At 56.4% G+C, this 20,597-nt stretch carries 20 protein-coding genes; 13 read left to right on the top strand and 7 right to left on the bottom strand.

Going from position 1 to position 20,597, the window contains the following annotated elements; translation table 11 throughout:
* Positions 1-129: 129 nt before the first annotated feature.
* The gene (locus LZP96_RS07315; RefSeq protein WP_064324674.1) at positions 130-1,218 is read left to right on the top strand and encodes a cellulase family glycosylhydrolase; all 1,089 of its coding nucleotides are present in this window, start codon (positions 130-132) and stop codon (positions 1,216-1,218) included.
* Between the two features lie 45 nt (positions 1,219-1,263).
* Positions 1,264-2,655 carry an MFS transporter gene (locus tag LZP96_RS07320; RefSeq protein ID WP_064324675.1) on the top strand — a complete coding sequence of 464 codons (1,392 nt, stop codon included), beginning with the start codon at positions 1,264-1,266 and terminating at the stop codon, positions 2,653-2,655.
* Here the strand turns inward: LZP96_RS07320 and LZP96_RS07325 are convergent.
* The 3 genes from LZP96_RS07325 to LZP96_RS07335 form a co-directional block, all read right to left on the bottom strand.
* Positions 2,648-3,997 carry an McrC family protein gene (locus tag LZP96_RS07325; RefSeq protein WP_064324676.1) on the bottom strand — a complete coding sequence of 450 codons (1,350 nt, stop codon included), beginning with the start codon at positions 3,995-3,997 and terminating at the stop codon, positions 2,648-2,650. The genes LZP96_RS07320 and LZP96_RS07325 overlap by 8 nt on opposite strands.
* A complete protein-coding gene (locus tag LZP96_RS07330) occupies positions 3,994-6,060 on the bottom strand; it encodes an McrB family protein (protein WP_064324677.1) in 2,067 nt (688 codons plus the stop codon). The genes LZP96_RS07325 and LZP96_RS07330 overlap by 4 nt, the downstream gene beginning before the upstream one ends.
* A 97-nt stretch (positions 6,061-6,157) precedes the next feature.
* Entirely contained in the window at positions 6,158-6,544 is a 387-nt protein-coding gene (locus LZP96_RS07335; protein WP_064324678.1) for a VOC family protein, read from the bottom strand.
* A gap of 170 nt (positions 6,545-6,714) precedes the next feature.
* Here LZP96_RS07335 and LZP96_RS07340 point away from each other — a divergent pair, with 170 nt between their 5' ends.
* Both LZP96_RS07340 and LZP96_RS07345 read left to right on the top strand, forming a co-directional pair.
* Positions 6,715-7,320, top strand: coding sequence for an ATP-dependent Clp protease proteolytic subunit (locus tag LZP96_RS07340; protein WP_064324679.1), 606 nt, complete (start codon positions 6,715-6,717; stop codon positions 7,318-7,320).
* Between the two features lie 142 nt (positions 7,321-7,462).
* Positions 7,463-8,584, top strand: a complete 1,122-nt coding sequence (locus tag LZP96_RS07345; RefSeq protein WP_064324680.1) for a ribosomal protein uL16 3-hydroxylase — start codon at positions 7,463-7,465, stop codon at positions 8,582-8,584.
* A 43-nt stretch (positions 8,585-8,627) separates the two neighbouring features.
* Here LZP96_RS07345 and LZP96_RS07350 read toward each other — a convergent pair whose 3' ends face one another.
* On the bottom strand, positions 8,628-8,813 hold the full coding sequence (locus LZP96_RS07350; RefSeq protein ID WP_064324681.1) for a hypothetical protein: 186 nt from the start codon (positions 8,811-8,813) through the stop codon (positions 8,628-8,630).
* Positions 8,814-9,041: 228 nt separating this feature from the next.
* On the opposite strand from LZP96_RS07350, the gene LZP96_RS07355 reads away from it, so the two are divergent.
* The 3 genes from LZP96_RS07355 to foxA all read left to right on the top strand — a co-directional run bounded on the left by LZP96_RS07355 (position 9,042) and on the right by foxA (position 12,647).
* Positions 9,042-9,275, top strand: a complete 234-nt coding sequence (locus tag LZP96_RS07355; protein ID WP_064324682.1) for a DUF2171 domain-containing protein — start codon at positions 9,042-9,044, stop codon at positions 9,273-9,275.
* Positions 9,276-9,436: 161 nt separating this feature from the next.
* On the top strand, positions 9,437-10,417 hold the full coding sequence (locus tag LZP96_RS07360; protein ID WP_064324683.1) for a helix-turn-helix domain-containing protein: 981 nt from the start codon (positions 9,437-9,439) through the stop codon (positions 10,415-10,417).
* Positions 10,418-10,538: 121 nt separating this feature from the next.
* The gene (gene foxA, locus LZP96_RS07365) at positions 10,539-12,647 is read left to right on the top strand and encodes a ferrioxamine B receptor FoxA (RefSeq protein ID WP_087892551.1); all 2,109 of its coding nucleotides are present in this window, start codon (positions 10,539-10,541) and stop codon (positions 12,645-12,647) included.
* 68 nt (positions 12,648-12,715) lie between these two features.
* Here the strand turns inward: foxA and LZP96_RS07370 are convergent, their stop codons facing one another.
* Positions 12,716-14,131, bottom strand: coding sequence for an aminotransferase-like domain-containing protein (locus LZP96_RS07370; protein ID WP_064324684.1), 1,416 nt, complete (start codon positions 14,129-14,131; stop codon positions 12,716-12,718).
* A 176-nt stretch (positions 14,132-14,307) separates the two neighbouring features.
* Between LZP96_RS07370 and LZP96_RS07375 the strand changes: the two genes are divergently transcribed.
* A complete protein-coding gene (locus LZP96_RS07375; protein WP_064324685.1) occupies positions 14,308-14,469 on the top strand; it encodes a DUF1127 domain-containing protein in 162 nt (53 codons plus the stop codon).
* Positions 14,470-14,475: 6 nt separating this feature from the next.
* On the opposite strand, the gene pdxR is transcribed toward LZP96_RS07375, so the two are convergent.
* Positions 14,476-15,867, bottom strand: coding sequence for a MocR-like pyridoxine biosynthesis transcription factor PdxR (gene pdxR / locus LZP96_RS07380; RefSeq protein WP_064324686.1), 1,392 nt, complete (start codon positions 15,865-15,867; stop codon positions 14,476-14,478).
* 102 nt (positions 15,868-15,969) lie between these two features.
* Between pdxR and LZP96_RS07385 the strand changes: the two genes are divergently transcribed.
* Positions 15,970-16,449 (top strand): carboxymuconolactone decarboxylase family protein, encoded by a 480-nt coding sequence (locus LZP96_RS07385; protein ID WP_064324687.1) that lies wholly within the window; start codon positions 15,970-15,972, stop codon positions 16,447-16,449.
* Here LZP96_RS07385 and LZP96_RS07390 read toward each other — a convergent pair.
* Positions 16,436-17,338 carry a LysR family transcriptional regulator gene (locus tag LZP96_RS07390; RefSeq protein ID WP_064324688.1) on the bottom strand — a complete coding sequence of 301 codons (903 nt, stop codon included), beginning with the start codon at positions 17,336-17,338 and terminating at the stop codon, positions 16,436-16,438. The genes LZP96_RS07385 and LZP96_RS07390 overlap by 14 nt on opposite strands.
* 101 nt (positions 17,339-17,439) lie before the next feature.
* Here LZP96_RS07390 and LZP96_RS07395 point away from each other — a divergent pair, with 101 nt between their 5' ends.
* From LZP96_RS07395 to LZP96_RS07410, 4 genes are all read left to right on the top strand, one after another.
* Positions 17,440-18,855: an aldehyde dehydrogenase family protein gene (locus LZP96_RS07395; RefSeq protein WP_064324689.1), complete on the top strand. Its 1,416-nt coding sequence runs from the start codon at positions 17,440-17,442 to the stop codon at positions 18,853-18,855.
* 93 nt (positions 18,856-18,948) lie between these two features.
* On the top strand, positions 18,949-19,272 hold the full coding sequence (locus LZP96_RS07400; protein ID WP_064324690.1) for an antibiotic biosynthesis monooxygenase family protein: 324 nt from the start codon (positions 18,949-18,951) through the stop codon (positions 19,270-19,272).
* Positions 19,265-19,663 (top strand): hypothetical protein, encoded by a 399-nt coding sequence (locus LZP96_RS07405; RefSeq protein ID WP_064328060.1) that lies wholly within the window; start codon positions 19,265-19,267, stop codon positions 19,661-19,663. The genes LZP96_RS07400 and LZP96_RS07405 overlap by 8 nt, the downstream gene beginning before the upstream one ends.
* Entirely contained in the window at positions 19,635-20,330 is a 696-nt protein-coding gene (locus tag LZP96_RS07410) for an ArsR/SmtB family transcription factor (protein WP_064324691.1), read from the top strand. The genes LZP96_RS07405 and LZP96_RS07410 overlap by 29 nt, the downstream gene beginning before the upstream one ends.
* The last annotated feature ends 267 nt before the right edge of the window (positions 20,331-20,597 follow it).

A 20,597-nucleotide genomic window follows, 5' to 3' on the forward strand; every position in this document is an offset into this window, starting at 1 on the left:
CCGATCACGTTTCTTCTTCAGACAGGCGTCAACTCTGTGAGGAATGTCGCTTTTCTGAACGCAATGATTTGCTCATTTATACGGCTACTAATATTTATTAGCTAAATATTATCAGCGAGAGGATGTGTGATGAAAGAGCAATGGAGCAAGGAACAGGCGCAGGCCTGGTATCAGCAGAAAGGCTGGCTGTGCGGGTTTAACTATTTGCCGTCAACGGCGGTGAACTGGACGGATATCTGGCAGAAAGAGACCTTCGATGCCGACACCATAGACCGTGAACTGGGCTGGGCGGCGGATGCAGGCTATAACACCCTGCGTATCAACCTGCCGTTTATTGTCTGGGAGGCTGACCGCGACGGCTTAATGGCGCGTATCGACCATTTTCTGAATATCGCCGATCGCCATGGCTTTAGCACCATGCTGACGCTGATGGACGACTGCGGCTTCTCCGGGGATGAACCCTACCTGGGGCCGCAAAAACCGCCGGTGCCCGGCAAACATAACAGCCAGGCGGCGGCCAGCCCCGGGCGCGATAATGTGTGTGATCGCGACGCCTGGCCGCAGGTTGAGCGATATATTCGCGACGTTGTCCGCCAGTTCCGCGACGATAAACGCGTCTTGTTGTGGGATCTCTACAACGAGCCAGGCAATCGGGGCATTTTTGCAACCGGGACCGAAGAGGTGTTGTACGACGAAAAGCTGGAAAGCTATGCCCATGAGTTGATGAAGCTGGCGTTCCAGTGGGTCCGCGAAGAAGATCCTGAGCAACCGCTGACCGTCTGCGCGTGGCGATTACCTGCGGAAGTGGAAGACGAAACCTTTTATCAGCATCCGCTGGATCAAACCGCGCTGGCCCTGTCAGACGTGGTGAGCTATCACGCTTACACCCACACGGCGAGAATGACGGCGATCATCCAGCATCTTCAGACGCTGGGCCGCCCCATTTTCTGCACCGAATGGCTGGCGCGCCACGTGGGCGGCACCATGGAAGAGCAGCTGCCGCTGATGTACATGGCGAAGGTCGCGCCGTACCAATGGGGGCTGGTACGCGGTAAAACCCAGACCTGGCTGCCCTGGCCGGTGGTGATGAAAGAGTCCACCGACTACTGCCGTCTGTGGTTCCACGATGTCTTTGAAGAAAATGGCATTCCGTTCTCGCGCAGCGAGATCGCCCTGCTTCGTCACCTGCGTAAAATCGCCCCGAAAACGTGTGGCTAATAATAACGACCCGGCGGTTCACCGCCGGGCAGCAAGGTACACCCTATGGCAACGACAATGAAAATACCGTCTCGCGAGTTATGGTCCTATTTTGGTTATGGTTTAGGTCAGTGTTTTAGCTTTGGTTTAGTGGGTTCATTCATTAACTATTTTTACACCGACGTGCTGGGGATTTCGGCGCTGGCCGCCAGCTCCATATTCCTCATCGCCCGCGTCTGGGATGCGGTGCACGATCCGCTGTTTGCCAGCTTTATGGATACGATTAACAGCAGGTTCGGTAAGTTTCGTCACTTTTTGCTGATTGCCCCGCTGCTGATCACCGGCGTTACGCTGCTGTCGTTTTATAAAATCGACGCGGACATGACCACCAAAATCCTCTATGCCGGGATGACCTATATCCTGTGGGGAACGCTGTACGCGATATCCGATATTCCGTTCTGGTCGATGTCATCGGTAATGACCAATGACTCAGGCCAGCGTACCCGCGCGGTCACGGCAGCGATGCTGGGCGTGAACGCGGGTATTGCCTGCGCCAATATCTTCTTCCCGAAACTGGCGGCCTTTTTTGCGCAGTACAGCAATGACAAAGGCTATTTTATGGCGGCGCTGGTGATGATGATGGTCGGCCTGCCGTTGATGATAAATGGCTTTGTGCAGATTAAAGAGCGCGTGCCGCCCAGCCCGGAGAAGGTGACGATACGCGATACGTTCCATAACCTGCGGCAGAATAAGCCTCTCTTTATTATCCTGTTATCGTTCTTTTTCTGCGTGTTCCATAACGTCGCGAACGGTATTTATATCTACTTCTTTATCTACAACCTGGGCGATGGCAGCCTGCAAATGGCGATTGGCATCATGGGGATTTTGGCCGCGGTGGTGTGCCTGATTGCGCCGATGCTGACGCGCAGGATGCAAAAGCGGCAGCTGTTCATGATCCTCTGCGGGCTGGATGTGGCCGTGCGGCTGGTGATGTGGTTTGCAGGTTATCAGCAAACGGCGCTGCTGTTTGTCCTGCTGGGCCTGAGCACGCTGTTCGTGATGATGACCAACATTCTCACCTCGTCGATGATTGCCGACACCATTGAGTACGCGGAATATCACACCCATAAACGCTGTGCGGCCATCACCTTCTCAGGGCAGACCTTTACCGGCAAGATGTCCGTCGCCGTGGGCGGCGGGTTGATAGGCGTCTTCCTGACGATGATAGGCTACGTGCCTCAGGCGCAGGCGCAAAGCGACGGCGTGTTAACAGGGCTGTTCTTCGGGATTTGTCTGCTCCCGGCGATAGGCTCCGTGATTCGCCTGCTGTGCATGTCCCGCTTTACCTTTACCGAGGAGAAGCACGCCGAAATTTGTCGTTTGCTGGCGGCGCGACGCGACCAGGCCCGTCAGCCCGACGACGAAGGGCAGGTAACGGGCCCGGCAACGGTCAATTAACAGAAGCTGACGCCTGCTTAGCAGGCGTCAGGCTTGCGGGGAAGCTGTCGGGAAGACGAAGCCGCGAGGTGGTGATGCTGTCGCCAATGAAAAAAGGCACCACCCATAAACGCAGGTTTGGTTTCCCCTCTTTATGCAGGTCAAAGGGATGCGGCAGCGGCTGGGTAAACCCCTCGTGCTCAGGATAGATAAGCAACAACTCGCCCTCGCCATCGAGGTAGTGCAGGCCATACGCCAGCATCTGATACATATCGTCCTGCGCCAGATTAAAGCCGGGTTTATGCGTCTGGATCATCTTCCATTTTGTGTCGCACACGATTGGCCCGGGTTCAGCGTCGGTGCCTGAGCGAAGCCAGATATCCGGTTTCAGCGTGAACATTTTCCGGGTATTAAACCGCGCCAGACTCTTCTCTCTTGCCTGCGTCTCCACCCGATAGTGCCGCTGATGATGACGCATCCATGCGGCAACAAAGGATTCAAATACCGCCTCCATGGGAAAGAGGAGCGAGATAGCGTTAGCCTGGCCCTGCATACAGTGCGGCGACTCGCCCTGAAGGATCAGCTTTGCCCAGTCCAGGGCCTGCACGTAATGATGCATATGCCGGTCGAGTCGCACCTGACTGAAAGCAACCGCGACATCCGCCACGGCGGCAACAGGCTCGAAATGGGCCTGTAAGGGGTGAAGCTGCCGGATCAGCGATGGATCACGGGTCAAGCGCCTGACTTTTTCAATAGCCGTTTTCAGGAGGCGGTTTTCAGGGCGTTCGACGCTGTACTCGTCATATTCCACCTGAAAACGATCGGGGCGTACGCTGTTTTTGGACAGCTGGGCCGATACCCGCAGCTTACCCTTCATCCACGAGAGGTTATCCTCGCGGCGTAAATAATCCCGCTTAAGGCCCTGACGCAGGATCGCCTGCACGCTGGTAATAAACTGCTGAATGAAAATATCCATCAGGGGCATACGCGACGTTTTGACGCTGGCGGGAGTGGTCGCGATATGGCGGAAGGTTTTCAGGGCACGCAGCATCATGATCAGCTGTTCTCGCGCTCTGGCATGATTCTCCTCTCCGCGTCCCGTTTTGGGTAATACCTCGATCAACGCACCGCCTGGCAGGGCGAGAACGCCCACGTAGTTTTTGACCTGGAGGACCTTTACCCGCCCTACGATGCGTAACGTCAGCAGACGGCGATCGTATTCATCGCCATCGCTCAGGCAGCGCTGCTCCAGCCACTGAAACAGCGGGTCGGGCAGGGCAACCGCGTCCTGAACGCGGCCTGAATTTGCTTCGCTTACCAGATAGCCATACTCATAGAGCGTCCACGGCGGTGGGGTGGTCATGCCTCCTGCTCCGTGTCGCGCGCCTGAGGATCGTAAATCTGGCGCCAGGCGAGTGGAGTGAGCCAGACCGGATCGTCTTCACTGGCGAGATAATAACGATCCCCGGCCTCCTGTAATTCATCTGTCGCATCGGCACCAAACAGGCGTTGCGCGTTACCCTCGTTTTTAATTGAGCGGATAAAGCACAGCTCAGGCGCCTTTTTCTGGTTATCACCCAGCACCAGCCGTATCTTTTGCCAGTCGTTATAAAAATACTCTTCCAGCAGAGGCAGGACTTTGTTTTTCATGACCCGACGCAGCCTGTCGAACGCTGCGTCTTCGTCATCGGCGTTTTGAATTATCGGGATGAAAAACGCGTGCCCAAGCGTATGTTCGCTGTCGTAAAGCATCTCGATACGTTCATTCAGCGTTACAAGCAGCTGCTTAAGGTTAATGCCATTGATGACATGCCCCTCCAGCAGGGATGCCTTTGGCAGCATCGCTTTGAACTCGAACCGGCGACGCAGCGCGGTATCGAGAGCGGTCAGCGATCGATCCGCGGTGTTCATGGTGCCGACCAGATAAAGGTTATTCGGCACGCGGAACGCTTGCCCGGAATAGGGAAGCACAACGCTCAGCGCTTCCGCTTCACCCGCGCGTTTTGAGGTTTCAATCAGGGTAATCAGTTCGCCAAAGATTTTGGAGATATTGCCGCGGTTAATCTCATCGATAATCAGCACGTAGTTCTGACGTCTGGCAGGGGAGGTCTCAGCCGGGATGGCCGGAAGGTGATACGTCTCCTGCAAATGGTGAAGGATACCTCTCACATAGGGCGGGTTATGAACGTCGGCGTGATTATCCTGATACCAGGCTTTGATATCCTTCAGATACGCGTTATAGCCGTTGCCCAGATCCGATTTTTTGCTTTGTGAAGGGAAGATGCCAAAACACCTCTCACTTTTATAGGTCACCCGGAACGCGTTTCCTGATGGCGTGTGAAGCGTCATGCTGTCGTTTTCGATCAGATCGGCCTGAAGCTGTGCCAGGGCCTCATTCAGGGCCAGCTGCTCGCCCGCATGACCAAACGCGGCGTCTTCACAGATTTGCCTGAAGACGCCCGCTTTGATCTCGTAGCGGACACTTCCGTCGTGGGTGGTATCGGCCCTGAGGCCTTCAATAAACTCTTCGTAGCCAAAACTCTGGTGGAACGTCACAAAGCGAATTCGCCCTTCTTCCACCAGACGGTCATAAAGCGCTTTGAGTTCGGTTCGATATGCGCTGCCTTCAAGGCCATCGAGTAAGCGGGAATATTCCTCTGGCTCACAGGCGCGCACCGCATGTTCGACGGTGGTGTAGGTTTTACCGGTTCCCGGCGGGCCGTACAGGATGACGTTCAGGGGGATATCCGGCGTGCTGGCCACCGCATCCTCTTCGTCCTCATCAACGAACGACGCCTGGCTGACTAATCCGATTTCGCTTTGATCCTTGATGTAATGCGTATAAAGATGCCAAAGCGACATATTCAGTTCTATCGGATCGATCGCATGGCCTGTCTCACGGGTTAACGCCTGTTTCAGCTCAAGGTTTTTCTCGAACCACTCGCCTTTTCCGGACAGCCCCAGATTAAAACGGTTATTACAATAGTTATAAATGCGCGAAAACATGCTGGTATTGACGACGTTCGACACCTTTTCCGGGTAGATCGTCGCAAAGGCCCGATGACAAAGCGCCCAGTACTGTTTTTTTAGGATATTTTGGGCTTTAAGCGCCTGGAGCTGGTTGACCACCGTCTGATAAACCTCAGGCGTACACCCCTGCGCCATTAAGCGGGTGAGTTCACGCAAGTGCGTGTGCGCGCCGTTAAATTCATCAAGCGACATGCCCCCTTGCTTAACGCTGGCGACGCCGTTTGAGCGATCGTACCAGAGCGATTTCAGCAGCCCTGGATCGTTAAAATCCGGACGCTCTCGTTGGACCTGGTCCGCAATATGATGGTAGGCGGGGCCCCATTTAGGGCTGTATTCACTGTTCTTTGCACTGTGGGTGCGGAAAAAAGGGGCGAGCGCGGTGCGATCCTGAACCATCATAAACTCCGGAAATCGGAAAATGGCTTAGTTTATGAGATTAATCTTAATCATGTCACTGCCTGTTCAGGTGGGCAGTGACGCGGTTCAGGTAAGGTTATTCGCCGACCAGCTCAATCCGGTTGCCGTCCGGGTCGGCAATGACCGCTTCATAAAAGCCATCGCCGGTCATCCGCGGCGCGCTGAGCAGGGTATTCGTTTCACGCGCCTGAGCTGCCATGCTGTCGACATCCGCCCGGCTGCCTACCGCGATGGCGATATGCGCCCAGCCAACAAACTCCGGGTACGAGGGGGCGTCGGGGAGGTCTGGCACCGTCATCAGCTCAACAGTCGGTCCACCCTCGAGAGTGATAAAATGTGAGGCAAATCCCGCGCGGTTTTGGCTGACGTACCGCGCGTTGCTGCGTCCGCCAAAGACGCTCTCCCAGAAAGTCACCTGCGCGTCCAGGTTGCGGGTCCAGAGTGCGACGTGTGCAATTTTCATCGTAATCCTCGTTGGTTATGCGGCGTAGTGAACAGCGTGTCCTGTCCATTTTACAGCATGAATCAAATTCTGCATAACATCGAAGGCGCGGAGTGTGCGCCCTTAAGGACTTTGACAGGTAAAACAGGCTACACTCTGACTTTGAGCGCTAAAAGCCGAGGATAAGCACAATGCACTTCACACAGAAAGATCGCGACAACACTGAAAAAACCGACGAAAAGAACGGCGCGGGCGCGTTGCAGCATAAGCTGCTGGAGTCACGCTCGATCATTATCTCGGGAGAAATTGACCAGGCGCTGGCCGAAAAAGTCATTACCCAGCTGATCCTGCTGCAAAGCATCAGCAATGACCCGATCAAGCTGTATATCAACAGCCAGGGCGGCCATGTGGAAGCCGGGGATACCATTCACGACTTTATTAAATTCATTCGCCCTGACGTGCACGTCATCGGCACCGGCTGGGTGGCAAGCGCAGGGATCACCATCTTCCTGGCGGCGAAAAAAGAGAACCGTTACGCTCTGCCGAATACCCGCTTTATGATCCATCAGCCACTGGGCGGCGTGCGCGGCCAGGCGACGGATATCGAGATCGAAGCCCGCGAAATTATTCGTATGCTTGAGCGCGTGAACAAACTGATTGCAGACGCGACCGGTCAGCCGCTGGAAAAAGTGAAAAAAGATACCGACCGTAACTTCTGGATGTCCCCGGCGGAAGCGCTGGACTACGGCATCGTGGGTAAAATCATTACGCAGTATGATGAACTGAAGCTGGATTAATGCCCCCCTTTAGCGCCCGCCAGTCGGGCGCTAACCCGCTCAGATTGTATTATGCGATTCACCGTCGCTTGACCCACAACAAAGCATCCCGGCGACCCCGCTTTCATAATGGCACCCGTCTCTTATCTCACTGGTGCTACCCATGGCGTATCAACTGAACCTGAACTGGCCGGAATTTCTTGAAAAATACTGGCAAAAACAACCCGTTGTTTTAAAAAATGCCTTCCCGAATTTTGTCGACCCGATAACGCCGGACGAGCTGGCGGGGCTGGCGATGGAGCCCGAAGTCGATAGCCGCCTGGTCAGCCATTTCAATAACGAATGGCAGGCAAGCAACGGTCCGTTTGAACATTTTGATGGGTTGGGTGAAACCGGCTGGTCGCTGCTGGCGCAGGCGGTTAACCACTGGCATATGCCCTCTGCTGAACTGGTGCGCCCCTTCCGCGTGCTGCCGGACTGGCGTCTGGATGATTTGATGATCTCCTATTCCGTTCCGGGCGGCGGCGTGGGGCCTCATATCGATCAGTACGATGTGTTTATTATTCAGGGGATGGGGAGCCGTCGCTGGCGCGTGGGCGACAAACTGCCAATGCGTCAGTTCTGCCCGCATCCGGCGCTGCTGCACGTCGATCCCTTCACCCCGATTATCGATGAAGATCTGGCGCCCGGGGACATTCTTTATATCCCGCCAGGCTTCCCGCACGATGGGTTCACCCATGAGACCGCGCTGAACTATTCCGTTGGCTTCCGCGGGCCGAATGGCCGGGATCTGATCAGCAGCTTCGCGGATTACGCCCTTGAAAACGATCTGGGCGGCGAGCATTACAGCGATCCGGATCTCACCTGCCGTGAGCATCCCGGCCGCGTAGAGCAGTATGAACTCGATCGCCTGCGCAACATGATGATCGAAATGATCAGCCAGCCTGATGAGTTCAAAAAATGGTTCGGTAGCTTTGTCTCCACCCCACGCCACGAGCTGGATATCGCCGCGGCAGAACCGGCCTACGAGCCGGAAGAGGTGCTCGATGCGCTGTTGGGAGGAGAAACTTTGTGCCGTCTGAGCGGGCTGCGGGTATTAAACGTGGGGGACAGTTTCTTTATAAACAGTGAATTGCTGGAGACCACGGATGCGAACGCCGCAGACGTATTGTGCCGTTATACCGAATTCGGTCAGAACGAGTTGGGTACAGCGCTGCAAAACCCGGCGTTTGTTGAGGAGCTGACGGGGCTGATTAATCAGGGATACTGGTACTTCGACGAATAATATCACGGTGACGCTCAGCGGGCGCTGAGCGTCACCAGCAGGCTTAGATCAGCATATTGCAGGCTTTCCAGTAGTAGAGCAGCCGCTCATCATCTGCCTCTTTCTCTGCTTTATACTTCATCGTTCGCGCCAGGTTTTCTCGCGATACCTCCTGGCCTTTTTGCACGATGTCTAATACCGCTTCACCAAGAGCCAATGAAATTTCTTCAGGATAACTTTGAATCATCATATTTGCCTCCTTGTTGAGTGCGTACTGTTAATTATAAAACAGTTTCATGGTTTATATTGCATTTCGTCTCTTTCCGATGTTGTGGTGATATTTAAATAATGCCCTTAAATAGTCGCTTTTATTCATTTGTCAAAGATGTATCTAAATGCTAACAGAGGATGAAATAATAAAATTTTGGACTACAGTTAATATCGTGAAACAGCCCATTAACCACAGAGGAGAATTAACATGGTAAACAAGAGCGAGATTAAGGATCATACTCAGGTCGTCGCCAGCTGTGGGACTCACGTCGGGGTAGTCGACCATTTAGATGGCGAGCGCATCAAGCTTTCGAAAAGCGATCCGGAATCCGGTGGTAAACACCATTATATTCCGCTGGAGTGGGTCGCTAAAGTTGATGATAATAAAGTGGTTCTCACCAAAAACCATAAAGAGGTTTTTGCTGAGTGGCAAGAAGCCTAATTACCACAGTAACAAGGATGTTATTTATGGGCTCTGGCATCATGCCAGAGCTTTATAATTTCTGAGACCTGCCACTTTAAGCCGCATTGTCGTTACGTAATTGCCGTTACGAAGAGGGAGTGATAATATTTTCTTCCTTATTTTTTCCGGCAGGCGCAGGCATGCACAACACAACGCTTCGCGACGAAAGTGCATCAACAAAGAAATTTTTCCTGGTTGAGGATTTTCAACGCTTTGGCGAGCGCTACGGTATCGATTACCGCTTTCCGCATTTGTCTGGCGATGAGGGTCACACAAGCCCTGTACTGCACGGTGATGTTCAGGAGATGACGCTGTCATCCGGGATATCGCTCACCCACTCGGATGTTCGCGTCCTGCAACCCTACGAAACCACCTCCCGTCACAGCAGCCCGCTTTACATGCTGGTGGTGCTTGAGGGATGCGTGACGATTGCCCTCAACGGGGAAGCGTTTCAGGTCTATTCCGGTATGGCATTTACGGCCCGCTTAAGCGAGCAGCAGGCGATGTGCGCCCGTCACGATGCGGACAGCAGCTTAAAAACGCTCTCCTTTGGGGTATATCCGGATGACATGCACCGCGAGAGCCTGCTGGAGTCGTTGCTTCAGGAGTGGCAGCGTCTGGATACGCCCACTTTTGTCTGGCAGGTGCCTGGGTTCGTGCTGGCCGGGATTGCCCATTCTCAGCAGCCGGGGATCGGGGAGTTGTCGCGTAAATTGCTTCTGGAAGGGCTGATGTATCAGCTGCTTGGTCACGGTCTGAACCATCGCCAGCAGCAGCTAACCTGCCGCACCTTGCCGTCAGGGGGGGAGCGGGCGCGCCTGGAGAGTGTGCGCATCGTACTGGAACAATCACCGGAGCGGGAATACACCCTGGCGCAGCTGGCGGCCCAGGCGGCGATGAGCCCCAGCAGTTTACGCAGCAAGTTCCGTCAGGCGTATGGCTGCACGGTATTTGATTATCTGCGCGATTGCCGTCTTGAGCAGGCGCGGCGCTATCTTCTGGAAGGCCACAGCGTACAGCAGGCCGCCTGGATGTCGGGCTACCAACATGCCTCAAATTTCTCGACTGCTTTTCGCCGGCGTTATGGCCTCTCGCCTGGCGACGTCCGTCAATCCGGTTAAACCACTTTCCTCCATCACGCTAACGTTTTACGTGCGGTTTGGCATTGCGCATACTTAACCTGGCACGCCGCATAGCTATTTGCGATCTCAAAAGGGTAATAATTCTTATTAACAATTAGAAATGCCTTTGGAGATCTTCATGTTTGCTCAATCACGGCTGGCACTGCTGGTGGGATGCGTGACCGGCAGTATCGCTTTTCCTTTGCTGGCGCAGGATACGCCGAAACCTGAGACCGTGGTGGTGACGTCGCAAATACAGAGCGGCGCAACCAAGCTCGCCACGCCCGATATCGAAACCCCGCAGGCGGTCTCCATCGTAACGCGCGATCAGATTGAAGAGCAGGGTGCCACGAGCGTCCGTCAGGCGGTGAGCTATACCCCGGGCGTTTACAGCAATCAGATTGGGGCTTCCAACCGCTTTGATTACATCGTGCTGCGTGGTTTCTCCGATGGCAGCCTGGACAATATTTACCTCGACGGCCTGAAGATGATGGGCGACACCAACTCCCACAGTTCGCTGGTGGTCGATCCGTGGTTCCTGGAGAGCGTGGAAGTGGTACGCGGCCCGGCGTCTGTGCTGTACGGACGCTCATCACCGGGCGGCATTGTGGCGCTTACCTCGCGTAAGCCGTCGTTTGATCCGGGCGGAGAGATCAAACTGCTTGCCGGAAATAACGATCAGCGCGGTGCGATGTTTGACGTCACCGGCGCGCTGGATGATAACGATCGCGTGGCGGCTCGTCTGAGCGGCATGACCCGCTATGCCGATTCGCAGTTCGATCCGCTGAAAGAGGAGCGTTATGCGGTGATGCCCAGCCTGACCTGGCGGATCACCGACAATACGCGCCTGGATCTGATGGCCTATCTGCATCGCGACCCGGAAGGCGGCAGCCACTCGGGGCTGCCTTATGAAGGCACCGTCGTTCCTCACGCGGGCAAAAAGATTTCCAACACTTTCTACGAAGGTGAGGACGATTACGACAAATACGATCGTCGCGAAAACATGGTGGGCTACAACATTGAGCACATGTTTGACAGCGGCTGGTCAGTCCGCCAGAAGCTTCGCTATCTGCATACCAAAGTAAAACTGAACCAGGTGTATGCTTCGGGCTGGCTCAACGATACCGATCTGAATCGGGGCTATTCCGGTTCAGACGAGAAGATGAACGCGATCACGCTGGATAACCAGGTGGACGGCAGCTTTGATACCGGGATCGTTAACCATCGCGTGCTGATCGGCATGGATTACCAGGATCGCAGTAACAACACGACCGGTTATACCGGCGCGTTCCCGGCCATTAATGCCTTCCATCCGTCGTATGGCGCGAAGCCGGACTCCATCTCGATGTACAGCAAAGAGAAGCACAAGCTGCGTCAGACCGGCTACTACCTGCAGGATCAGATGTCGCTTGACCGCTGGCGCTTAACGCTGGGTGGACGTTACGATCAGGTGAGCGTCTCGAATATCGATAAACTCAACAACACCCGCAGCGATCTGGATAAGAACAACTTCAGCAGCCGCGCGGCGCTGCTGTATCTCTTTGATAATGGCGTTGCGCCTTACGTGAGTTACTCCACCGCCTTTACCCCGACCAGCTTTGCCGATGATAAAGGTCAGATTCTGGATCCAATGAAGGGCAAGCAGTGGGAAGCGGGCGTGAAGTACGAGCCAGAGGGGATGAACAGCCAGTTCAGCGCCTCGGTGTTCCGCATCAATCAGAAAAATATCGCCACAAAAGAAGAGCCAACGGATCCCTATCGTTCAATTGGTGAAATCGAGTCAGAAGGCGTAGAGCTGGAGGCGATAAGTCAGGTGACGGAAAGCCTGCGCATGCAGGCGGCGTATACCTACACCGATATTCGCTACAAGAAGAGCAGCCCGGAAGAAGAGGGTAAACGTGCCGTCTATGCGCCACGAAACATGGCGAGCGCGTGGGTCAGTTACGATGTCAAAACTGGTCCACTGGACGGCTTAACGGTCGGCTCAGGGGTGCGTTACGTCAACGGCGTGACCAGCGATCGTCAGAATACCCATACGCTGCCCTCGTATACGCTGGTGGATATGATGGTGGGTTACGACCTGTCTAAGGTGGGACTGAAGGGGCTGAGCGCGCAGCTGAACGTCAATAACCTGACGGATAAAAGCTACGTGGCGGCCTGTAACTCCTTGTCCTACTGCTACTTTGGCGCAGAGCGCAGCATCGTGGGCAGTCTCTCCTGGGCGTTCTGAGTCCGGGCAACGCGTGATGTTATTGCCGGGCGGCGTCGCCTGACCCGGCCTGTATGCAGCGAGGCGGGCTATTCCTCCATGGCGATAGCCACTGCCTCGCCCATTTTCTTCAGCGCCTCGCGGGTTTTCTCCGTTGGGGGCAGGGCGACGTTGATACGTAAGCAGTTTCGGTATTTACCCGAGGCAGAAAAAAGCGAACCTGCGGCGGCCTGAATTTTCAGTCTGGCGAGCTGCTTACTGACGCAGACCATATCCACCTGTTCCGGCAGTTCCACCCATAAAAGAAAACTCCCCTGCGGGCGCGTGACGCAAATCTCGCAGGGAAAATACTGGCGCACCCAGCAGGTATAGGTTTCCATATTTTGCTGGTAAATCTGGCGCATGCGGCGCACGTGACGATGATAGTGGCCGTCGCGAATAAACGCCGCCACCGCCATCTGCGTGGCGGGAACGTTAAAGCCCCCGGCGGCGTATTTCATGTGCATGACCCGGTCGTAATAACGTCCCGGTACAATCCAGCCGACGCGCAATCCTGGGGCAACCGTTTTGGTAAAGGAGCTGCAGAGCAATACGCGGCCATCGATATCCAGCGAATGAATGGTGCGCGGACGCGGATATTCTGCGGCCAGCTCGCCATAAATATCATCTTCCACAATCACAATATCGTGACGCTGGGCCAGCGTAAGAACCTGACGTTTACGGGCCTCCGGCATGATAAACCCGAGCGGATTGTTGCAGTTGGGCACCAGAATGACCGCTTTGATGGGCCATTGCTCCAGCGCCATCTCCAGCGCTTCGATGCTGATCCCGGTTTGCGGATCGGTGGGGATCTCAATAGCTTTGATATCAAACCCGCGCAGCATCTGCATGGTGCCGTGAAAAGAGGGGGATTCAACGGCGACAATGTCGCCTGGCTTGCAGACTGACAGCAGGGCCAGCGACAGTGCACCGTGGCAGCCATTGGTGATCACAATCTCATCCGCCGACACGGTTGAACCGCCGTCAAACATCAGGCGGGCGATCTGCTCCCGCAACTCTGCTCGCCCCTCCAGCACATCGTAGCTGAGCATTTCACCGGGATTGTGATGGGCGATACGGCTCATTTCACGCCAGAGGGGTTTCAGGCTGGGCTGATTAAGGTCTGGCGAGCCGCCGCCAAAAGAGATCATCTCTTTATCGGCACGGGCGTCGAGCAGCATCATGACTTCGTCCCACTGCGTGACCTCCACAGGCCGTTGAACGGGGCGGGTCATGGCCGGGACCGGCGGCAGGGCTTTACGGGGCGAGACAAAATAGCCGGAACGGGGCTGCGGTGTGATCAGCTGGAGGTTTTCCAGAATCTGATAGGCCTGCTGTATGGTGCTAATACTGACCCCGTGCTCCTGGCTCAGGGCGCGCACGGACGGCAGACGCTCGCCGCTGCGGTACAGTCCCTGATGAATACGCTCCGCCAGAAGATTAGCCAGATGTTGATAACGCGTCATGCTGTATCCTTAATTTTCACCATACAGATTATAAAACCAGTACAGATTGCCGCAGAAAACGGCATGCAGATCCTGTTGTAACGGATCTGTATGTTAAAAAAAAGTGTTTTTTGAATCTGTATTGTCGATGCCGTAATCCACGATGATATCTCCACTGACACCGCGAGGAGAGCATCATGGAATTCTACGAAAATCGGGCAAAAAGACCGTTTATCGCCTTTGTCTGGATCGGAAAAACAGTGAAACAGTGGTACCGCGTCAACCGTACCCGTCGAATTTTGCGCCAGATGAGCGACGAGCAGCTTAAGGATGTGGGGCTGTCGCGCTACGATGTGTGACGGGGGTCAACGCATCAGGTCGAGCGTCTGCTGTTTCGGCCTTTGCAGTAATTCCAGCGCTTCCTGCCAGGTGCGCACGTTGTTGTAGCCCATCACCAGCCCGTAGCGCTTGCCCGAGCCGCGATACCAGTCGGATAAGGCGTTAACCTGCAGCTGGTGAGCCTGCCAGCAGTGGGCGATCTCCCTGTCGCAGCTGCCTTTTGCCAGGAACGCCACGATGTGCATTCCGCCATCGTTTTGCTCGGTAAAAAACAGATCGCCATACACCTCACGCAGGGCGGCGATCATCCAGTCGCGACGCATCTGGTAGAGCGCCCGCATCTTCTTGAGATGGCGGAAAAAATGCCCCTCGCTGAGAAAAGCGGTAAGGATCTTTTGCGTAAGCACGGGCTGGCCGCTGGCAACGATATCCGCGCAGTCGGTAAAGGCATCTACCGTGCTGGCGGGCATCACCACGTAGCCCATTCGCAGCGACGGCATGATCGTTTTACTGAACGTGCCCATAAAGATCACCCGGTCATGACGGTCGAGGCTTTTCAGCGAGGGCAACACTTTGCGGGTGTAGTGAAATTCACCGTCGTAATCATCTTCAATGATCCACGCCGCGTTCTGGCTCGCCCAGTCGAGCAATTGCTGTTTTCGCGGCAGGGAGAGCGTGACCGCCAGCGGGCTTTGGTGTGATGGCGTGACGATGGCGAAGCGGGCGTCATGATGATGACGCAGCAGATAATCTGTATCCATGCCCATTCTGTCGACCGGTACGGTATGCAGACGTGGCACGATCCGTTTGAGTAACTGCTGGCCCATAAAATAGCCCGGATCTTCAAACACGACCTTGTCGTTTCGGCTGGCCAGCGTATCCAGGATCAACCGCAGGCTGCCGCTGTATCCGCTGGTGATCAGGACTTGCTCAGCGCGACAGGAGAGGCCCCGCGAAATATTCAGGTAGCTGGCAATGGCCTGACGCAGCGCAGGCCAGCCCATGACCGGCGGGTTAAGCATCTCTTCCTGACGCATCGAACGCGTCGCCTGGCCTGCCAGCAAAAGCCATTTTTTATAGGGAAAGCTGTCCAGCGCCGGAATGCCCGGGCGTAAAAATCCGGTCCGTTCGCGCTGAGCCATTAACGATTCCGGCAGTGAACCGGTAGCGTGATCCGTGGGGGCCTCCAGCCGGGCAGGGAGGGTTAAATCCGGATTGACCCGCGTGCCGCGCGCCCCCTGACTGACCAGATAGCCCTCGCCCGTGAGGATAGCGTAGGCCGTCTCGACGGTTTTCCGCGCCACTTTTAGCTCTTCTGCCAGCACGCGGATGGCGGGAACCTTGTCCCCGGGCTTGAGCACGCCCCGCGTAATGTTCTCGCGATAGCGGGTATAGATATCGTGATAGCCCGATTTCATGTCCTACCTCATTTCACGGTTTTTGTATCTTTTTACTATGTCATGAACGGCGTACATTTGCCCCATCGCATGAGACATGCCCGCACAAAAAGAGGAAAGACAATGAGCACTCGCGTTAATCACCATAAAGCTACACCTGCCCTGGCAAAAGCCCTTTCCGATCTGAGCATGGCGATCGGCAAAACCGCGCTTGATCCCACGTTAAAGCATTTGATCGATATCCGTGTCTCCCAGCTGAACGGCTGTACCTTCTGCCTGGATATGCACGCGAAAGAGGCCAAAATCGCCGGCGAGCGCGAACTGCGTCTTTACCATCTGACGGCCTGGCGTGAATCGCCGTTGTTTAGCGCCAAAGAAAAAGCGGCGCTGGCCTTCGCCGAAGCCCTGACGCACATCACGTCAGAAGGGATAAGCGACGAGCTGTATCGCAGCGTGGCCGAGCATTTCTCCGAGGTTGAACTCTCTGAACTGAATTTTGCCATTGTGGCGATCAATGCCTGGAACCGTCTGGGGATCACCTCGCGCATGGAGCCTGGCGCGATGGACGTGGCGTATGGCCTGAATAAAGCTAATCTGGCGTAAGGCCGCGTTCGCGGATCATCGCCACCAGCGCCCGCAAACCGGGTGGGACGTGGCGATGGCCGGGGTAGTACAGGCGCAGCCCGCCAAACGGCTGCGTCCAGTCGTTCAGCACGCTCACCAGTTCACCGCTCTCCAGCTCCTGCTGAATATAAAGTTCAGGCAGAAATCCCACGCCCAAACCGGCTTTGACCGCACGTATCGAGGCGAAGAGATCCGAGGTCGCAAAACGCGGCGGTACGGCTAACTCATATCGCTCGCCGCGACGCTCCAGCTCCCAGCGATAGATCCCCCCGTGTGACATGCGCATCCCGATCCCCTGATGATGCAGGAGATCCTCGGGCGTTTGCGGTGTGCCATAACGGGCAAACCAGGCAGGCGTGGCGGTGACGAGCTGGCGAATATCGGGGGTGAGCGCGACGGCGATCATATCCTGCGGCACGGACTCGGCCAGGCGGATCCCGGCATCGAAACCGCTGGCGACGATATCGATCATGCGTGCTTCGCTTACCGTCTCAACGCGCATTTTTGGATAACGCATCATGTAGTCGATCAGCAGCGCATCCAGGAAAAGCGCGCCGACATTGTTCGGTACGTTCAGCCGCAGGGTGCCGGCAGGTTCGTCGGTGTCGCTGTGCATCTCTTCCGTGGCCTGGCGGATCTCCTGCAAGGCGGGTGCGATACGGGCGACAAAGTGTTGTCCTGCATCGGTCAGCGCCACGCTACGGGTTGTGCGGTTGAACAGCCTGGTTTGCAGGCGCGCTTCCAGCCCGGCAATGGCATTGCTCACCGCGCTGGCGGACATCCCCATCTCCTGCGCCGCGCCGCGAAAGCTGCCGCGCCGCACCACGGCCAGTACCACTTCCAGCTCGGTTAAACCTGAACGATGCATAGATTATCCTGAAAATCGAAACAGCCTTTGCAGCATAGCGTGGATTATCGAAACGTTAAAGGCGTGCCAGACTGCCTCCATACAGCCTGAGGAGGCCCCCAATGCGTAACATCGATCAAATCTTTATTAACGGTGAATTTGTCACCCCGCACGGTACCGACCGTTTCGATTTGTATAACCCTGCCACCGCGCAAATTACCGGCCAGGTGCGGCTGGCGGATCAACAGGATGCTGAACGGGCGATCGCTGCGGCGAAAGCGGCTTTTCCGGCATGGTCGCAGACAAGCAAACAGGAACGTATTGCCGCACTAAAACGGATGCATGCCGCCGTGGCCGCACGGCATGACGAGCTGCTGGAAGCGGTGATCGAGGAGTATGGCGCTCCCGCGTCGCGTTCGGCGTGGATGGCACGCTATCCGGCAGACGTGATCGCCCATGTTATTGAGGCGCTGGAGGCATTTCCCTTCACTACACAAGTGGGTGCCGCCACCGTCGACATGATCCCGCTGGGCGTGGCGGGGCTTATCACGCCGTGGAACAGCGATGCGGGTTTTATCTGCGGCAAGCTGGCGGCGGCGCTGGCGGCAGGCTGTACGGCGGTGATCAAGCCCAGTGAGATGAGCGCGCTGCAAACCCTGATTGTTACCCGGGCGCTGAGTGAAGCCGGTCTGCCGCCGGGGGTCTTTAATATCGTCACGGGGCGCGGCGATACCGTGGGGGAAACTATTGCCCGCCATCCTGACGTGGCGAAGATCTCGTTTACCGGTTCGACCAATACCGGCAAAGCGATTCTGCGTAATGCCGCGGAGACCTTTAAGCGGGTGACGCTGGAGTTAGGCGGCAAATCCCCGACGCTGATTCTGGCGGATGCGGATCTATCGCAGGCGGTTCCGTTGGCCATCGCGGCGGGCTTCATGAACAGCGGGCAGGCCTGCGTTGCCGGTACGCGCATCCTGGTGCCGCACGCCCGAAAAGCAGAGTGCGAAGCGGCGCTGGCGCAGGCGGTGGCGGCGGTTAAATCGGGCGATCCGCGGGACAGCTCGACTGAAATTGGCCCGATGGTCAGCGAAAAACAGTGGCAGCGCGTGCAGCGTTATATTCGGCTGGGGATCGACGAAGGGGCGCGACTGCTGGTGGGGGGAGAAGGTCGGCCTGAAGGTACGCAGGATGGCTGGTTTGTTCGCCCAACCCTGTTTACCGATGTGAGTAACCAGATGACCGTCGCCCGCGAAGAGATCTTTGGCCCGGTGCTGTCGATCATGACCTGGCGTGACGAAGCAGAAGCGATCGCCATAGCGAATGATACCGAGTATGGCCTGAGCGCGCTGGTCCTGGGCCGTGATGCGGAGCACGCCAGGCGCGTGGCGCAGCACATTACCGCCGGTCGCGTGCTGGTAAACACCCTGACCCACGAGCCGAAAGCCCCGTTTGGCGGGTTTAAACATTCCGGCGTGGGCCGCGAGATGGGTGAGTGGGGGATTCGCGCATTTATGGAGCCGAAATCTATTCTGGGGTAACGGTGCGCGGCCGGTAAACACTTCGCTCCCGACCGAAGCATCGGGTTTCGTTTACCGGCACTCTCTCCCCATCATCACAAGGGAGACACACACATGATTGCCGTTCTTTTTGAAGCTCAGGCCGATCCCGCGCATCAGGCGCGGTATCTGCAACTTGCCGCCGAACTTAAGCCGCTGCTGGCGGATATCGACGGGTTTATCGATATCGAACGTTTTCAGAGCCTGACCACCGACGGCAAAATCCTGTCGCTCTCCTGGTGGCGGGATGAAGAGGCCATTCGCAACTGGAAGCAGAATGTTTTTCATCAGGCCGCGCAAGCCGAAGGGCGGGCGTCCGTTTTTGCGTTCTATCGCATCCGTGTCGCGCAGCTGGTGCGGGAATACGACTCCGAAAACGGAGGGCATGCCCGTGTATGACGTTCATGTGATTTTTGACGATATTCCGGGCGAACTGGCCCGTTTTGGGCAACTGCTGGGGCGCAACGGCGTTGGGCTGGAGGGCGGTGGCGTGTTTGGCGTGGAGGCGCATTTCCTGGTGGAGGAGGGGGAAAAGGCCCGCACTGTTTTAGAAGAGGCCGGCTTCAACGTGCAATCCGTACGCCCGCCGGTGATCAGAAAGCTCAGGCAGGCGCGTCCCGGCGAGCTGGGCGAGATTGCGGTAGCGCTGGCATCAAAGGGGATCGCGGTGCTGACGCAGTACAGCGATCATGCGAATCGCCTTATTCTGCTGACGGATAATGATAAGCTGGCGGCAGAGATTACTGCACGGTGGGCACCGCATGCCAAAGACGAGTCTGATCCCCGATAACCCCGTTGCGCTGGAACAGGCAGTGGCGGCGCTCGCCGCCGCGATGGCCGATCCGTCGCGGGTGAAGATGCTGTGCGCGCTGATGGACGGGCGCGCCTGGACCGCCACCGAGCTGAGCGCGGCGGCAGACGTCGCGCCCTCTACCGCCAGCGGACACCTCAACCGGCTGGTGGAGGGGAAGCTGATAACCTGTCTGTCGCAGGGGCGGCATCGTTACTACCGTCTGGCGGGGCACGAGGTGGCAGAGATGGTGGAGCAGATGATGGGGCTCTCCTGGAGCCGCATCTCACCGCCGGAAACGACGGCGCCGAAATCGATGCGCGAGGCGCGAACCTGTTACGACCATCTTGCGGGCACGGTTGCAGTGCAGATGTATGATTTTATGCACTCCGCGGGGTGGCTGGTGCCAGACGGCTCGGCGTTAACTTTGTATGGGCGAGAACAGTTTATGCAACGCGGTATTCCCATCAGCGCTAACCCGCGCCGAAAGGCGTGCTGTGCCTGTCTGGACTGGAGCGAGCGGCGTTTTCATCTAGGCGGCGAGGCGGGCGCGGCGTTACTGACGTATCTGGATTCAAAAGGATGGATTCAGCGGGTGACGGGGTTTCGTGAGGTGACAATAACCGCTGCGGGCAGAGCGGCGTTGCAGAAGTCTTTTAGCGGGTGAAGCGGGCGGGGGACTGTGCGGTCTGATGCCCTCACCCCGGCCCTCTCCCACGGGAGAGGGAGAAACAACGCCCCTGCCGGGGGGAGAACCGGTGCTGATATTCCCTCTCCCTTTGGGAGAGGGTTAGGGTGAGGGGGCAAATGTGCGCGCTGATGCCCTCACCCCGGCCCTCTGCCACGGGAGAGGGAGAAAACAAGACCCCTGCCTGGAGGAGAACCGGTGCCAATATCCCCTCTCCCTTCGGGAGAGGGTTAGGGTGAGGGGAAA

The organism is Huaxiibacter chinensis (genome assembly GCF_022171985.1).
GTDB lineage: Bacteria > Pseudomonadota > Gammaproteobacteria > Enterobacterales > Enterobacteriaceae > Enterobacter > Enterobacter chinensis_A.

Coding starts and splice junctions, on each gene's coding strand:
- LZP96_RS07315 (WP_064324674.1), top strand. CDS start 130: ATGAAAGAGCAATGGAGCAAGGAACAGGCGCAGGCCTGGTATCAGCAG.
- LZP96_RS07320 (WP_064324675.1), top strand. CDS start 1,264: ATGGCAACGACAATGAAAATACCGTCTCGCGAGTTATGGTCCTATTTT.
- LZP96_RS07325 (WP_064324676.1), bottom strand. CDS start 3,997: ATGACCACCCCACCGCCGTGGACGCTCTATGAGTATGGCTATCTGGTA.
- LZP96_RS07330 (WP_064324677.1), bottom strand. CDS start 6,060: ATGGTTCAGGATCGCACCGCGCTCGCCCCTTTTTTCCGCACCCACAGT.
- LZP96_RS07335 (WP_064324678.1), bottom strand. CDS start 6,544: ATGAAAATTGCACACGTCGCACTCTGGACCCGCAACCTGGACGCGCAG.
- LZP96_RS07340 (WP_064324679.1), top strand. CDS start 6,715: ATGCACTTCACACAGAAAGATCGCGACAACACTGAAAAAACCGACGAA.
- LZP96_RS07345 (WP_064324680.1), top strand. CDS start 7,463: ATGGCGTATCAACTGAACCTGAACTGGCCGGAATTTCTTGAAAAATAC.
- LZP96_RS07350 (WP_064324681.1), bottom strand. CDS start 8,813: ATGATGATTCAAAGTTATCCTGAAGAAATTTCATTGGCTCTTGGTGAA.
- LZP96_RS07355 (WP_064324682.1), top strand. CDS start 9,042: ATGGTAAACAAGAGCGAGATTAAGGATCATACTCAGGTCGTCGCCAGC.
- LZP96_RS07360 (WP_064324683.1), top strand. CDS start 9,437: ATGCACAACACAACGCTTCGCGACGAAAGTGCATCAACAAAGAAATTT.
- foxA (WP_087892551.1), top strand. CDS start 10,539: ATGCCTTTGGAGATCTTCATGTTTGCTCAATCACGGCTGGCACTGCTG.
- LZP96_RS07370 (WP_064324684.1), bottom strand. CDS start 14,131: ATGACGCGTTATCAACATCTGGCTAATCTTCTGGCGGAGCGTATTCAT.
- LZP96_RS07375 (WP_064324685.1), top strand. CDS start 14,308: ATGGAATTCTACGAAAATCGGGCAAAAAGACCGTTTATCGCCTTTGTC.
- pdxR (WP_064324686.1), bottom strand. CDS start 15,867: ATGAAATCGGGCTATCACGATATCTATACCCGCTATCGCGAGAACATT.
- LZP96_RS07385 (WP_064324687.1), top strand. CDS start 15,970: ATGAGCACTCGCGTTAATCACCATAAAGCTACACCTGCCCTGGCAAAA.
- LZP96_RS07390 (WP_064324688.1), bottom strand. CDS start 17,338: ATGCATCGTTCAGGTTTAACCGAGCTGGAAGTGGTACTGGCCGTGGTG.
- LZP96_RS07395 (WP_064324689.1), top strand. CDS start 17,440: ATGCGTAACATCGATCAAATCTTTATTAACGGTGAATTTGTCACCCCG.
- LZP96_RS07400 (WP_064324690.1), top strand. CDS start 18,949: ATGATTGCCGTTCTTTTTGAAGCTCAGGCCGATCCCGCGCATCAGGCG.
- LZP96_RS07410 (WP_064324691.1), top strand. CDS start 19,635: ATGCCAAAGACGAGTCTGATCCCCGATAACCCCGTTGCGCTGGAACAG.